Annotated in this window: 10 protein-coding genes; 4 read left to right on the forward strand and 6 right to left on the reverse strand. The window is 65.7% G+C overall.

Annotated elements, in window-relative coordinates; genetic code table 11:
* Positions 1-85 precede the first annotated feature (85 nt).
* From C7401_RS06700 to C7401_RS06710, 3 genes are all read right to left on the reverse strand, one after another.
* Positions 86-1348, reverse strand: coding sequence for an ABC transporter substrate-binding protein (locus tag C7401_RS06700; protein ID WP_112170563.1), 1263 nt, complete (start codon positions 1346-1348; stop codon positions 86-88).
* A gap of 61 nt (positions 1349-1409) precedes the next feature.
* Positions 1410-3419 carry a beta-galactosidase gene (locus C7401_RS06705; RefSeq protein WP_112170564.1) on the reverse strand — a complete coding sequence of 670 codons (2010 nt, stop codon included), beginning with the start codon at positions 3417-3419 and terminating at the stop codon, positions 1410-1412.
* Positions 3420-3453: 34 nt separating this feature from the next.
* Positions 3454-4617: an ABC transporter ATP-binding protein gene (locus tag C7401_RS06710; protein ID WP_112170565.1), complete on the reverse strand. Its 1164-nt coding sequence runs from the start codon at positions 4615-4617 to the stop codon at positions 3454-3456.
* A gap of 191 nt (positions 4618-4808) precedes the next feature.
* Between C7401_RS06710 and C7401_RS06715 the strand changes: the two genes are divergently transcribed.
* Entirely contained in the window at positions 4809-5843 is a 1035-nt protein-coding gene (locus C7401_RS06715; RefSeq protein ID WP_112170566.1) for a LacI family DNA-binding transcriptional regulator, read from the forward strand.
* Positions 5844-5999: 156 nt separating this feature from the next.
* The gene (locus tag C7401_RS06720; protein ID WP_244314808.1) at positions 6000-7796 is read left to right on the forward strand and encodes a methyl-accepting chemotaxis protein; all 1797 of its coding nucleotides are present in this window, start codon (positions 6000-6002) and stop codon (positions 7794-7796) included.
* A 90-nt stretch (positions 7797-7886) separates the two neighbouring features.
* Here the strand turns inward: C7401_RS06720 and C7401_RS06725 are convergent, their stop codons facing one another.
* Entirely contained in the window at positions 7887-8870 is a 984-nt protein-coding gene (locus C7401_RS06725; RefSeq protein WP_112170567.1) for a response regulator, read from the reverse strand.
* A 316-nt stretch (positions 8871-9186) separates the two neighbouring features.
* Between C7401_RS06725 and C7401_RS06730 the strand changes: the two genes are divergently transcribed.
* The gene (locus tag C7401_RS06730; protein ID WP_112170568.1) at positions 9187-9684 is read left to right on the forward strand and encodes an acyl-CoA thioesterase; all 498 of its coding nucleotides are present in this window, start codon (positions 9187-9189) and stop codon (positions 9682-9684) included.
* Between the two features lie 52 nt (positions 9685-9736).
* On the opposite strand, the gene C7401_RS06735 is transcribed toward C7401_RS06730, so the two are convergent.
* Positions 9737-11215 carry a sensor histidine kinase gene (locus C7401_RS06735; RefSeq protein WP_112170569.1) on the reverse strand — a complete coding sequence of 493 codons (1479 nt, stop codon included), beginning with the start codon at positions 11213-11215 and terminating at the stop codon, positions 9737-9739.
* Between the two features lie 480 nt (positions 11216-11695).
* Between C7401_RS06735 and C7401_RS06740 the strand changes: the two genes are divergently transcribed.
* Positions 11696-12337 (forward strand): HD domain-containing protein, encoded by a 642-nt coding sequence (locus tag C7401_RS06740; protein ID WP_112170570.1) that lies wholly within the window; start codon positions 11696-11698, stop codon positions 12335-12337.
* A 29-nt stretch (positions 12338-12366) separates the two neighbouring features.
* On the opposite strand, the gene C7401_RS06745 is transcribed toward C7401_RS06740, so the two are convergent.
* Entirely contained in the window at positions 12367-13608 is a 1242-nt protein-coding gene (locus C7401_RS06745; protein WP_112170571.1) for an MFS transporter, read from the reverse strand.
* Positions 13609-13682 lie beyond the last annotated feature (74 nt).

Below are 13682 nucleotides of genomic sequence, written 5' to 3' on the forward strand. Positions count from 1 at the left end.
AAACCTCCGGTCCCATGCAAAGTGGCTGGACTGCACGGCGGGCGTCGGCGCATATGCCGCACCGCCCGCCGCTGCTTCGAACTGCTTACTTCTTGTAGATGCGCTGGCGCGACTGCTCCAGCTGCGCCAGGATCGCGTCGATCTTCGTCGGATCGGACATGAACTGCTGCATGCCCTTCATGCCTTCGTCGGCCATCTCCTTGGTCATGTCGCGATCGTAGAACTGCGCAATGCCGCCCTTGGTGTTCGAGAGGATCTGGAAGCCGATCTTCGAAATCGGGTCCTCGGGTTCCGGCGACTTGCTGTTGGCCGACAACGAACCCAGCCCCTTGGCAAGCTGCGCGCCGATGTCGGGGGTCTCAGCGAACGCGAGGAACGCGCGCGCGTCGGCCTTGTTCTTCGCCTTCGCCGGAATATGCAGCGATTCGACCGGTCCGTCTTCAGCGGTCGGCACGTTCGAGTCGATGATCGGGAACTGGAAATAGCCCATCTGCTGCTTGACCGTCGGGTTGAAACCGCCCGTGATGAACGTGCCCATCAGCATCATCGCGGCCTTGCCCTGGAACAGGAACGGCTGCGCCGCGTCGAGATCGTAGGAAAGCGAATTGGGAATGAAGTCGCCGTCGTCGAGCAACTGCTTCCACGTGACGTAGACCTTCTTCACGCGCGGGTCGGTGTACGGCACTTCGCCCGCCATCAGTTTCTGGTGGAACGCGTTGCCGTTCAGGCGCAGGTCGAGATAGTCGAACCAGCCCGCGAGCGTCCACGCGTCGCGCCCGCCCACGGCGATCGGCGTGATGCCCGCGGCCTTGAGCTTCTTGCAGGCGTCGAGGAATTCATTCCACGTTTTCGGCTCGCTCTTGATGCCCGCCTTGTCGAACAGGTCCTTCCGATAGAACATGCCCCACGAGTAATACACCGTGGGCGCCGCGTACTGCTTGCCCTGGAACGAGGAGGCCTCCTTCGTCGAGGCATACGTGTTGTCCCAGCCGTTCTTCTTCCAGTCGCCCGACAGGTCCTCGAACAGGCCGCGCTTCGCGTAATACGCCATGCGCTCGCCGTCGTGCCAGTTCACGATGTCGGGCGGCGCGGTCGTGAGCCAGTTCGGCAGTTGCACCTTGTAGGCTTCTTCATCGACGAACGACACCTTCACGTCGGTGCCGGGGTGCGTCTTCCTGAACTCGTCGACGACTTGCTCCCACACGGCGCGCTGGCTCGCGCCCTTGAACGCGATATTCATTTCGAGCGTGCCGGCCTGCGCCGCGCCGGCGAATGCGCCTGCCAACGCGCCCGCCGCCAGCGTGACGGCAACGAACAGGGTGCGTGGTCTGAAGGTCTTGCCGATCATGCGTGTCTCCTTGGTTTTACGTCGTTGTCGATGCTGCATCGGAAGGCATTGCGCAATGCGCTTATGTCGAGCGGTAAGCCGCCACGCCCTGCGCTTCTATCGTACGCGAGCCGATCACGAATGCCTCGTCGGGAATATCCGCAGAAAGCGTGTGCGCGCCCGGCCCGTAGTTGAACACCCACGTGAAGCCGCCGCGGCGGCTCACGCGCACGGCGTCGCCAAGCGGCTGCGGCGCGAGGCCCGCTTCACGCGCGACGCGCGCGAAAAGCGCCTGCGTGGTTTCGTCGTCGAAAAGGCTCGCCAGGTAGTGGACCGCGCCGCACTGCACCCATGCTGGGTGGCCGTCCTCGAAGCTGGCGCGCACTTCCGGCGCGGCCGATTCGTTTTCGCCCGCGCTCGCGCCAAGCTCGATCAGGTCGCGCCAGTGGCGCGCGTGGCCCGCGCGCGCGCCATCGGCCGCGAACTTCACCGGCTCGCTGATGTCGGGTCGCAGCGACTCCACGCGCCACACGCGTAGCGGCAGCAGCGCCGCGAGCGGCCCCGGCGGCAGATTGGCGGGAATCTGGAGATCGACGGTCTTGGAACCCGTGCGCGGCCCGATCACGACCTGCGCGCCCGAATTCGCGAGACGCTGCGCGAAGTCGTCGGGCACGATGGGCAGCGGCGGCACCACCACGAGCCGGTAGCCGTCGAGCGGCGCATGCGCCGAAACGATATCCACGTCGAAGCCGAGCGCGCGCAGCGCCGAGTAGTACTCCACAGCAAAGCGCGGATAGTGGAAATCGGCGCCCTGTGGATGAATCTCGAAGAGCCACTTGGCCTCGTAGTCGAACACGAGCGCAACGGGTGTCTTCACGTCGAAGTCGGGGTCGCCCTTTTCACCCTCGACCGCCGCGAGCACGGCCTCGATTTCGCTCGCCACGCGCGCCGCCTCGGCGCTGCCGATGTCGGGCCGGTTATCGGGCGTGTTCAGCCCCGCATGCATCTGCTCCTGCGCGAATGGCGCCTGCCGCCAGCGGAAATACGACACGCAACCCGCGCCGTGCGCGAACGCCTCCCAACTCCAGAGGCGCACCATGCCGGGCAGCGGCGCGGGGTTCCAGTGCGCCCAGTTCACGGGGCCGGGCTGCTGCTCCATGACCCAGAACGGCAGCTTCGACATGCCGCGATACACGTCGTGATTGAACGAAGCGAAGTCCGGGTGCCCCGTGCGCAGATAGCGCGCCTTGACCTCGGGCGCATACCACTGCTGGTCGAGCGCGCCGAGCGGATAGCTGTCCCAGGTGGCCACATCGAGATCGGCGGCGACCTTGTAGTGGTCGAACTCCAGGAATAGCTGCATGAAGTTGTGCGCGATGGGGCGGCCCGGCGAATGCGCGCGCAGAATGTCCACCTGCATGCGGTTGTAGCGCTGCACTTCGTCGGAGGCGAAGCGCCGGTAGTCGAGCCGGTGCGAGGGATGCGCCTCGGTCACGGTGCCGACAGGCGCATCGATCTCGTCGAAGCCACGGTACTCCATGCTCCAGAACACGGTGCCCCACGCGGTGTTGAGCGCGTCGATGCTGCCGTAGCGCGCCTTGAGCCATTCGCGAAAGCGCTGCACGGCGGCGGGCGAGTAGCTGACCACGGTTTGATGGCAGCCGTATTCGTTGTCCGTTTGCCAGTACGCAACGGCGGGATGCCGGCCGTAACGCGCGGCGACCGCTTCGCAAATGCGCCGCGACGCCTCGAAGTACGCGGGCGACGAAAAATCGTAGTGGCGCCGCGAGCCGAACGCGCGCACGCGACCGTCTGCATCCACGGGCAGGATGTCCGGGTGCCGGTCGATCAGCCACTTGGGCGGCGTGGCCGTGGGCGTGCACATCACCACTTGCAGGCCGGCCGCGCCGAGCGTGTCGATGGCGCGATCGAGCCAGGCCCAGTCGTATTCACCGGGCGAGGGCTCGATGCGACTCCACGCAAATTCGCCGATACGCACCTGCGCGATGCCAAGTGCCTTCATGCGCGCGGCGTCGTCTTTCCACATGGCCTCCGGCCAGTGCTCGGGGTAATAGCAGACTCCAAGACGCATCCCAATGTCCTCGCTTGCTGTTCTCATGGTGTGCTTACGCGGGTTGATCGACGGTGGCGAACGGCGCGACGGCGAAGCCGTCCTCCGCGAACAGATGGCACGCCCCCGCGTTCGCGCGAAAGCGCGCGGTGCCGCCGCGTTGCAGGCGCGCGTCGCCGGGAGCCTTGGCGACGAGTACCGCGCCGCCCGGCTGCTCCAGGTGCACATAGCTGTGCTCGCCCAGTTCCTCGATGAGCGTGATGGCGCGCGTGATCGTCAAGGTGTCCATGGCATCTCGCGATGCCGCAGCCTCTTCCACCGGTTCGAGATGCTCGGGCCGCACGCCGAACGTGACCGGCGCGCCCACGGCAAGCCGCGAGCCCTGCACCGCCAGGCGCACCGTTTCGCCGCTTGCGTCGAGCGTGACGCTCACGCCGTTCGGGTCGATGGCCGCCACGCGCGCGGGCAGAAAATTCATGCGCGGCGAGCCGATGAAGCCCGCCACGAAACGGCTCGACGGCCGGTGATACAGGTCGAGCGGCGCGCCCACCTGGGCGATGCTGCCGTATCGTTCGGTATCCTTACCGCTATGCAGCAGCACGATCTTGTCGGCGAGCGTCATCGCTTCGATCTGGTCGTGCGTCACGTACACCACGCTCGCCTGCTCGAACTGGCGATGCAGGCGTGCGATCTCAATGCGCGTCTGGCCTCGCAGGGTGGCGTCGAGATTGGAAAGCGGCTCGTCGAACAGAAACACGCCCGGTTCGCGCACGATCGCGCGTCCGATCGCCACGCGCTGGCGCTGGCCACCCGAAAGCGCCTTGGGATGGCGTTCGAGCAACGCTTCGAGCTGGAGAATGCGCGCCGCTTCACGCACCTTGCGGTCGATCTCGGCCTTGGGCGTTTTCGCGAGCTTCAGGCCAAACGCCATGTTCTCGTACACGGTCATGTGCGGAAAGAGCGCGTAGCTCTGAAACACCATGGCCACGCCGCGCTGCGCGGCGGGCACGTCGTTCACGAGCTTGCCGCCGATCGAGATATCGCCGTCGGTCACGTCCTCCAGGCCCGCGATCATGCGCAACAAGGTGGACTTGCCGCAGCCCGAAGGGCCGAGAAACACGCAGAACTCGTTCTTGCCGATTTCCAGATCGACGTTGCGAATCACCGGCGCATTCTCGCCGTATGCCTTCTGAACGCCGCGTAACGAAATGCTCGCCATCGTCCCGCCTCCATGTTCTAATCAGCGCGGAGCGGAGATTAAGCGCTTAATCCGCGGGCCGTAAAAAGCGATCGCGTGTTGCGATCCAGGCTGCGGTGTCTCCGGTACTCGTTCTGATAGTGGGGCCAATGGTGCAGCGCCCGCGCACGATCAGGCAAATGTTGAATCACCTTCCCATATTTTGAGATCGCATGCCGACCCTGAGCGAAGTCGCGCGCCGCGCCGGCGTCACGCCGGCCACCGTCTCGAACGTCCTGCGCAATCGCGGGCGGGTGGGCGAGGCCACGCGGTTGCGCGTGCTCGAAGCGATCGAGGCGCTGGGGTATCGGCCGCATTTGTCGGCGCGCGCGCTTGCCGAAGGACGGCCGCCCACCATCGCGCTCATGGTGTCGAGCATTGCGAACCCGTTCTACCCCGAGTTCGCGCTCGCCGTGGAAAACGCGCTGCGCCGCAGCGGGCGCTTCCTCATCATCTGCAATACCGCAGGCGATCCGCAAACGGGGCGCGCCTACCTGGAGCAGATCGCCGGCACGCTCTCGGCGGGCGTGCTCGTGATGAACGCCAATCTCGACTTTGCCGACCTGCGCGCCACCGAGCGGCGCGGCGCGCCCGTGGTGCTGTGCATGTGGGAGCGCCCGCTCGATCCGCCCGGCCTGCCCTGCGTGGCCGTGGATTTCCGGCTCGCGGGGGAGCTCGCCGCGCAGCATCTGCTCGCACTCGGGCACCGACGCATTGGCGCGATCGTCGGCAGCAAGGTGTCGGGCATCCACGCGGCGCGCTATGACGGCTTCGTCGCCGCCATGCAGGCGGCCGGGCTGGACGGCGCGCTCGCGCCCGTGCGCTACGCGCCGGATACGACACAAGGCGGCTACGCCGCGGCCAGCGAGTTGCTTGCGCGGCACCCCGATCTCACCGCCCTCTTCGCGACCAACGACCTGCCCGCGCTCGGCGCGATGCAGGCAGCCGCCGATCTCGGGCTCGACGTGCCGCGCGAGCTATCCGTGGTCGGGATCACCGACATCCAGCTGGCGCGCGAATCGCGGCCCGCGCTCACGACCGTTGCGGTCGCAACGGTCGAGGCGGCGGAACTGGCTGTGGCGTTGCTGACGGAGCTGGTCGAGACGCCCGCAGCGCCGACGACGCCGGCACAGTCGGCTGCGCGCGTGTGCGTGGTTTCCGCGCCGCGGCTGGTCGTGCGGGCATCGACGGCGCCGCCCCGGAAGTAAGCAAAACGCAAGCATTCAGCCCGCAAACCCCCACCCGCCGCAAAGAACCCCTGCGCAAACGTTAAGGTTCCGCTCAAAACGTCCGTTAAACATGACGGCGGCGCGGCTCCGGGCCGCCGCGAGAACACTATCGAGGAAGGCAGGAGAAAAGCGAACGTGAAGCGGATAACGTTGAATCAGAAAGCCTGGAGCATCGTCGCGCTCCTGTGGGTGGCACTCGTCGTACTGGTGGTGGTGAACGCCTTCATGACGCGCACGGGCATGCTGGAGGACCGCAAGGCCCTGCTCGAGCAGGAAACGCAAACGGCCATGGGCGCGATCACGTATTACAAGAAAGAAGCGGAGGCCGGCCGCATGAGCGCCGACGACGCGAAGCGTCTGGCCATCGCCACGCTGCGCGGCATGCGCTACGGCGACGACCAGAGCGGCTACTTCGGCATTTACGACAGCAACACCGTGGCCCTGCTCGTGCCGCCCAAGCCCGACCTGGAAGGCAAGAGCCAGGCGGACCTGACGGACCCGCGCGGCACGCATATCGCGCTCGAAATCATCAAGAGCTCGTCGGCAGGCGGCGACGGCTACAGCAGCTACTGGTGGCCGAAGCCGGGCAAGAGCGCGCCGGTCGAAAAGATCACCTATGCGGCCGTCGTGCCGGGCTGGGACTGGCACGTCTTCACGGGCGTCTATTCCGATGACATCGACGACGCGTTCGAAGGCGCACTGCTCCGCAATCTCGCGCTCGTCGCCGTGATTGGCGTGGCGGTGATGCTCGGGCTGCTGTGGCTCATCCGCAGCATTCGCGCGAGCCTGGGCGGCGAGCCCGAGTATGCCGCGCAAATCTGCCAGCGCATTGCCGAGGGCGATCTCACGGCCCACGTGGATCTCGCGGCGGGCGATCAGCGCAGCCTGCTCCACGCGATGCGGCAGATGCAGCGCCAGCTCGTCGAGACCGTGCAGCGCATCCAGACCTCGGCCGAGTCGATCACGACCGGCGCGAAGGAAATCGCGGCCGGCAACATGGACCTTTCCTCGCGCACCGAGGAACAGGCCGCCTCGCTGGAGGAAACGGCGGCGAGCATGGAAGAACTCACGGCCACCGTCAAGCACAACACCGACAACGCACGCCAGGGCAATACGCTCGCCGTCAACGCATCGGAAGTGGCCGCGCGCGGCGGCGAGGTCGTGCGCCGCGTGGTCGAAACGATGAACGAGATTTCGAGCAGCTCGCAGCGCGTTGAGCAGATCATCGGCGTGATCGACGGCATTGCTTTCCAGACCAACATTCTCGCGCTCAACGCCGCCGTGGAAGCGGCGCGCGCGGGCGACCAGGGACGCGGTTTCGCGGTCGTGGCGGGCGAGGTGCGCAGCCTCGCGCAGCGCAGCGCGACCGCCGCCAAGGAGATCAAGGAGCTGATCGGGCAGTCGGTGTCGCAGGTGTCGGAAGGCACGAGGCTCGTAGACGAAGCAGGCCGCACGATCGACGAAGTGGTGATCTCGGCGCGCCGCGTGGCGGACCTGATGGGCGAGATCGCAGCCGCTTCGGCGGAGCAGCACACCGGCATCGAGCAGGTGAACCGCGCCGTCGCGCAGATGGACGAAGTGACACAACAGAACGCGGCGCTCGTGGAGGAAGCTTCGGCGGCGGCGCAGTCGATGGCCGCGCAGTCGAACGGTTTGCGCGAGGTCGTGACGGTGTTCCGGATCGGGGCGCAGTCCGCACCGATGGCGGTGGCAGCGGCGGCGTCGGCGTCGGCCAAACCGGCGGCATCGATTCCGGCGCAAAGCGCGCGCGCCGTGCGCCCCGCCGCGCCTGCCGCGCCGCTCAAGCGCCCGGCGCTTTCCAGTGCAAAACCGGGCCCCGCGCACAAGGCCACAACAGTGGCCCCTGCGACCGCCACGGCTGCACCCGCCGTTACGGCATCGAACGATAACGCGGATTGGGAAACGTTCTGATTGCGGTGATAAAAGCCACTTTAAATCGACTTTAAAGTGGCTTTAAAGCTGCTTTAAATCCACGCTAATTCGCGGATTTGAAAACTCCGTTCACGCAAGGTGGCCGCCCTCATCCTGCGCGCCTTGCGCAGCCCGCCAGGCTGCGAACGTGATCAGTTCGGGCGCAAGGCCCGCGTCGTCGATGCGGGTCCAGCTCGTATGCGCGTCGTCAAGGCCCGGCACCGGCTCGGGCGTGGCGAACTCCACGCGCGCCATGCCCGGCCGGTACGCTTCGTTGGGCCAGTACACCGGCATGATGCGGCGCGCCGCCATCTCCTCGCGCAACGCCGCGGGGCCGCCCTCGTCGGTCACCACATCGCATTGCGCCGCCCAGTCGCGGCTGTCCCACGCGAGAAACACGCCCGCATTGCCTTCGGCGTCGAAGGTCAGCACGGCATTCTGTTCGGGCCGCCAGTAGTATTCGACAATGCGCTCGCGCAGCGCGAGTTCGTGCAGCACGTCGGCCGTGCGCCGGTTCGCGTAGATCGCACCCACGCCATGCACGCCGATATGCCCGCGCCGCGCGCAGAACTTGCGTTTTGCATCGTCGATCGCACCGCGCAGCTTGCGCGTCATGGCGGGATCGGACTTCTTCACGTAGAAGTCGATGAGGCCCGCGTTGAAGGCCTCGACCGCATGCGATTCGTCGGCCGTGGCCGTGAGCAGGATGCGCGTGCACGCCACGTCTTTCACGGAAGCCAGAAACTCCACGCCGGTCATGTCCGGCATTTCGTAGTCCACCACGAGCGCGGCGATATCGCGAAAGCGCTGCGCGTCGGCCATCACGTCTTCGCCCAGCGCGTTGCCGCCCCGCTTCTCGAATGCCGACCACGCGGCGCCCGCCGTGGGGTTGTGCGCCGCCTGGCGGGACTCGTGCGCGGCGACGTAGGCCAGGGCTTCGCGGGTGCTCGTGAAATAGCGGTCCGTGCCCGCGCCGGGAAAGAGGCCGCGCAGCGCGTAAAGAAAATCGGGGCTGTCGTCGATGAATACGACGGAGACGGGATGATAAACCGGCTGTCTGACGATGGAACTCATGCTGGATCTCGGTAAGCGCGCCGCGCCTGCTGCGGCGCGCTGTGTGCCTGCCGCGCCGCGAGGTAAACATGTCGATTATGAGGCGTGACGCCTGGACACAGCAACCCGAACCCGCGTCCGTTGCAAACGCCAGGCGGGCCGCGCGAACCTGAAAACGCCGCGCAAACGTTTATCGCACCCGGCGCGCATGGAGCGCTTTACGTATGTGGGCCGCACGGTATTGAACTCAGGGGAAGGCGAAGAGAATGCCGGTATGCCTTCTCTTTCAGAAGGCATGCGCGACTGCCGCATGCAGTTCCTATCTGGAGTCATTCTGATGTACGCACGCGAATCCATTCCCGCCGTCCTTTCCCGTGGCACCGCCGGATTCTCCGACGAATTCATGGAAGCTACGCCGAGCAAAACGTTTCACCATGTCATCGATATCTACCTGAAGGATTCGAACGCCTTCATGAATACGTATTTCGCCCGTTATTTCGAATGGCAAGGCATTTGCCGGGAGCGCTGGTTTCATGAGTGCATTCACAACAACCTGCTCGCCGCGGGCGGTGTGTTCGTCACCAAACGCGCGCACCAGGAGTACGTGCAGGAAACCTTTCCGTTCCAGCGCGTCGATTGCTATCTCAACACCTTCCAGGTGCGTCAGTGCTCGGCGTATCTCGTGTTCCGCTTTTGCGTGGACGGGCGGCCCGTCTCGCTCGGTTATCAGCAAATTCTGTTTGCCGGTACCGACAAACGTATTCGCCGTTTTCCGCCCGGCATCATCGAGCGCGTGAAAGAGTACGAATTGATTCTGCCCGCCGGTTCCAACTAGGCGGCATGATCCAGCACATGTGATGGCCATCACATGAGACTGGCTGCATGAATCAACCGGCGAAATCCTGCCCCGCTGGCCAACGGCGGGGTTTCGCCGGTGCGTCGTGCAGCGCGCGGTCGGCGCTCGTGCCCGGCTCCGGCAGCCGGATCGTGAAGGTCGTATGAACATGCGCCTGCGATTCGCAGGTGATCGTGCCGCCCAGCGCCTCGGCCACGCGGCGGCAGAACGTGAGACCCATGCCGGTGCCGCGCCCATGCGACTTCGTCGAATAAAACGGATCGAAAACGCGCGGCAGAATATCGGCGGGAATGCCGCAACCGTTATCGGCAAAGCGCAGCACGCAAAAGCCCCCTTCGCTCGTCGCGCTGATCTCCACACGACCCGCGTAATCGCCTGGGCGTTCCGCGCTTTCCGCGTGAATGGCGAACAGCGCGTTTTTCAGCAGATTGAACAGCACGAATACCACGAGCGAATCCGAACCCGAGAAGCTCAGTTGCGCGTCCATGGGCGCGACCTCCACCATGTCGCGCTCGCCGGGGCGAAACGGAAAACGCTCCAGCGCGGCGTTCACGCAGGAGCGCACCGGGTAGGTCTCGAAGCTGCGCCGGTCGAGCCGGTCGAGCGTGAACGAGGCAAGCGACATCTCGACCACGGTGCTCGTGCTGTCCACCTGGCGGCGGATGGAGGTGGCCAGCGACGAGAGCCGCTCGGACTGCCCCGGATACAGCCCGTCCACGCATAGCTGGTGCTGCACGGCCAGCTGGTAGCCGCGCATCAGTTCGGGCAACACGTTGCCGATTTCCTCGGCATGCATGCCGATGGCCGCGAGCGGCGTGGCGACCTCGTGCGCCACGGTGGCCGCGATGAGGTAAGGGCGCATGAGCCCATAGCGCACGATCGTGACCGCGAGTATGCCGAGACTGATGGCGATGAACACGGCGCCCGCGGGATAGAACGCGAAGCCGTAATTCACGGCGTAGTCGGTGGCGGCGAGCGCGTAGAGGCCGAGGCTCAACACGCAGAGGTCGAGCAGCGTGCGGCGGTCGTGCGCCTGCGTCTGGCGGCGCGCGGCGAACAGCAGCCAGGCGCTGCGGCACGCGAGCAGCACCGTTTGCGCCACATGCACGGGATGCAGCATGCCGGCCTTCGGATACTTGCCGAAGAAGAACGTGCCGTAGCCGTCCACGACGGCGTCGCTCGCGAGCAGCAGCACCGCGAGCAGCACGCTCAGCGCATACGAGGCAATCAGCAGCGGGCGTTCGCCACGCCGCGCGCTCACTTCGGTCACGAAGTGATAAAACGTGGTGGGCAAAAAGAGAATAAAGAAGTAGCCGACCTTGACCAGCACGCCGGAGAGTTCCGGATCGGAAGTCTGGAACAGGAAGGCCCACGTGCCTTGCCAGAAGAACGTGGTCGCGCACATCAGGGCGAACGGCACCGAAAGGCGCGTGAGGCCCTCGGTCAAGAGCACGTAGACGCCGAATCCGAGAAATAATGCGGATACGAACGCTGGCAGGATCGAATACATAGTCTGTCGCGTGGTTTCTTGTTTTACCGAGCTGGTTGGCGCAGCGCGCCCTGCAACGACACGCAAAGACACGCAAAGACACGCAACGACGCGAAGTGATGATGCCATTGCGCGCCAAAGCGCCGTCTGCCGCATGCCCGTGACCGGATTGCCCCGGCCCGGACGTCCCCGTACGGCCAAAACGACTCGACCGCCCGATTTATTCGCAGGCCGGAACCCCTCACGGCCCATGCATGGCGCATCGTAATTGCGCGCCGATCGAATCGATTTTGCCGATTATCGCCGCTAATACGGTGCAGCGGAGAAATTTTACCGTTCGCGGCGCCCTTCGATGCGCGGCGGATCAAGTGAACGTTTGCGTGCGCCGGTTCGGTGCACGTATCGCGGCCGATTTGGCAGGAAACGACGGTATGCGTCGATTGAGGACAGCGCCCGCGCGGACCAGAATGAAGCTCATCCCCACCACGACGGAGCATCATCATGAGCCCGACCCTCGCCGATGTCGCCATCCCCGACAGCAAGCTGGCCCGCGAAATCACCGAACTCGTGCGCGACACCGAGTCGCCGCTGCTGTTCCACCATTCGAGCCGCGTCTACTACTTCGGCGCGCTCACGGGCCAGCGGCGCGGCCTGAAATTCGACCGCGAACTGCTCTACGCGGGCGCGATGTTCCACGACATGGGCCTCACGCACGCTCACAGCAGCGAGCACGAACGCTTCGAAGTGGACGGCGCGAACGCCGCGCGCGACTTCCTGCGCAGCCACGGCATTTCGCAGCAGGACATCGACCTCGTGTGGACCGCCATCGCGCTGCATACGACGCCGGGTATTCCGCAGCACATGCATCCAGTGGTCGCGCTCGTGACCGCGGGCGTGGAAATGGACGTGCTCGGCATGGCCTACGACCAGTTCAGCGACGCCCAGCGCGAGGCCGTGGTGCACGCGCATCCGCGCACCGAACACTTCAAGGAGGACATCATCCAGACCTTCTACGACGGCATCAAGCACAAGCCCGCAACGACTTTCGGCAACGTGAAGGCCGACGTGCTCGCCGACAAGGAACCGCATTTCCACGCGGGCAACTTCTGTAGCGTGATCCGCCATTCCGCGTGGCGCGGCTAGGGCGCACCGGGCAGGCGAAGATCAGACGCTCATGAGGCACTGGCCTTCGCCCGGCCCGCCTGCGCGCGTGCGATGACGATCGCGAGCGCGCCGCAACCCGCAAGCAGTGCGAACGAAAAGCCCGCCACCGCCGTCCACTGTCCGTTTTGCCAGAACCACCCGCCCCACGAGCCGAGCACGCTGGAGCCGAGGTAATACGCGAGCAGATAGAGCGAGGTGGCGTGGCCTTTCGCGCCGTCGGCGAGTTGCCCGACCCAGCCGCTCGCGACCGAATGCGTCGTGAAGAAGCCCACAGTTAGCACGACGATGCCGAGCACGACCGGCGCGAGCGTATGAAAGAGCGTGAGCGCCACGCCGATCGCCGCGATGGCGACGCCGCTGCCGAGCACCAGCGCGCGCCCCCAGCGGTCCGCGAGCGCGCCGGAGACCGACGCCGCCACGATGCCGAACAGATACGCGCAGAAGATCAAGCCGGTTTGCGTGGCGTCCAGCGCGAACGGCGGCGCGAGCAGGCGAAAGCCCGCGTAGTTGTAGATCGTCACGAACACGCCCATGGCGAGGCAGCCCGTGGCGAACACGGCGGCGAGCGTGGACGATGAAAGATGCTTGCGCCACAGCGCCACGTGATGCGCCGGACTCAGGTCCGCGCGGCGCACGAAGCGGCGCGAGGGCGGCAGCAGCAAGAGGAACACGACAGCCGCGATCACGTCGATCACGCCGATCGTCAGCATGGCCGCGCGCCATGAAACATGGTCGCTCATATAGCTCATGCCCACGCGGCCGATCATGCCGCCGAAGGCCGTGCCGCCCACGTAAAGACCCATCGCGAGGCCCAGCCCGCCCGCCTCGATTTCCTCCGCGAGATACGCCATCGCCACGGCGGGCACGCCGCCGAGCGCAAGCCCCTCCAGCGCGCGCGCGACGAGCACGCCGTGCCAGCCCGGCTCCAGCGCGGCGAGCACGTTGAAAAGCGCGGCGAGGATCATGGAGGCGAAAATCAGGCCGCGCCGGCCGAGCCGTTCCGAAAGCGCGCCCGCGCAGAGAATCGCGACGGCGAGAAAGCCCGTGGAAAGCGAGAGCGCAAGCGAGCTTTGCGCGGCGCCCACGTGGAACTCGCTCGCGAACACGGGCATGAGCGGCTGCACGCAATAGAGCAGCGAAAACGTGGAAAAGCCGGCGAGAAAGAGCGCCACGCCAATGCGGCGATAAGCGGAGGAGCCCGGCAGCACGCCTGAAGCGTCGCGCGCGGGGGCCGAAATGGGAGAGTTCATGCTGTCAACCTTGTTGGGAGCGACTGGAATGCGTCCGATTGTCCTGCTCGCAACGCTATACTGTCCAATATATG

Source organism: Paraburkholderia unamae (assembly GCF_003268775.1).
In the GTDB taxonomy this organism is placed as follows: Bacteria; Pseudomonadota; Gammaproteobacteria; order Burkholderiales; family Burkholderiaceae; genus Paraburkholderia; species Paraburkholderia unamae.

Bases quoted from the DNA above. Each gene is read 5' to 3' on its own strand.
- C7401_RS06700 (WP_112170563.1), bottom strand. From the start codon at position 1,348: ATGATCGGCAAGACCTTCAGACCACGCACCCTGTTCGTTGCCGTCACG.
- C7401_RS06705 (WP_112170564.1), bottom strand. From the start codon at position 3,419: ATGCGTCTTGGAGTCTGCTATTACCCCGAGCACTGGCCGGAGGCCATG.
- C7401_RS06710 (WP_112170565.1), bottom strand. From the start codon at position 4,617: ATGGCGAGCATTTCGTTACGCGGCGTTCAGAAGGCATACGGCGAGAAT.
- C7401_RS06715 (WP_112170566.1), top strand. From the start codon at position 4,809: ATGCCGACCCTGAGCGAAGTCGCGCGCCGCGCCGGCGTCACGCCGGCC.
- C7401_RS06725 (WP_112170567.1), bottom strand. From the start codon at position 8,870: ATGAGTTCCATCGTCAGACAGCCGGTTTATCATCCCGTCTCCGTCGTA.
- C7401_RS06730 (WP_112170568.1), top strand. From the start codon at position 9,187: ATGTACGCACGCGAATCCATTCCCGCCGTCCTTTCCCGTGGCACCGCC.
- C7401_RS06735 (WP_112170569.1), bottom strand. From the start codon at position 11,215: ATGTATTCGATCCTGCCAGCGTTCGTATCCGCATTATTTCTCGGATTC.
- C7401_RS06740 (WP_112170570.1), top strand. From the start codon at position 11,696: ATGAGCCCGACCCTCGCCGATGTCGCCATCCCCGACAGCAAGCTGGCC.
- C7401_RS06745 (WP_112170571.1), bottom strand. From the start codon at position 13,608: ATGAACTCTCCCATTTCGGCCCCCGCGCGCGACGCTTCAGGCGTGCTG.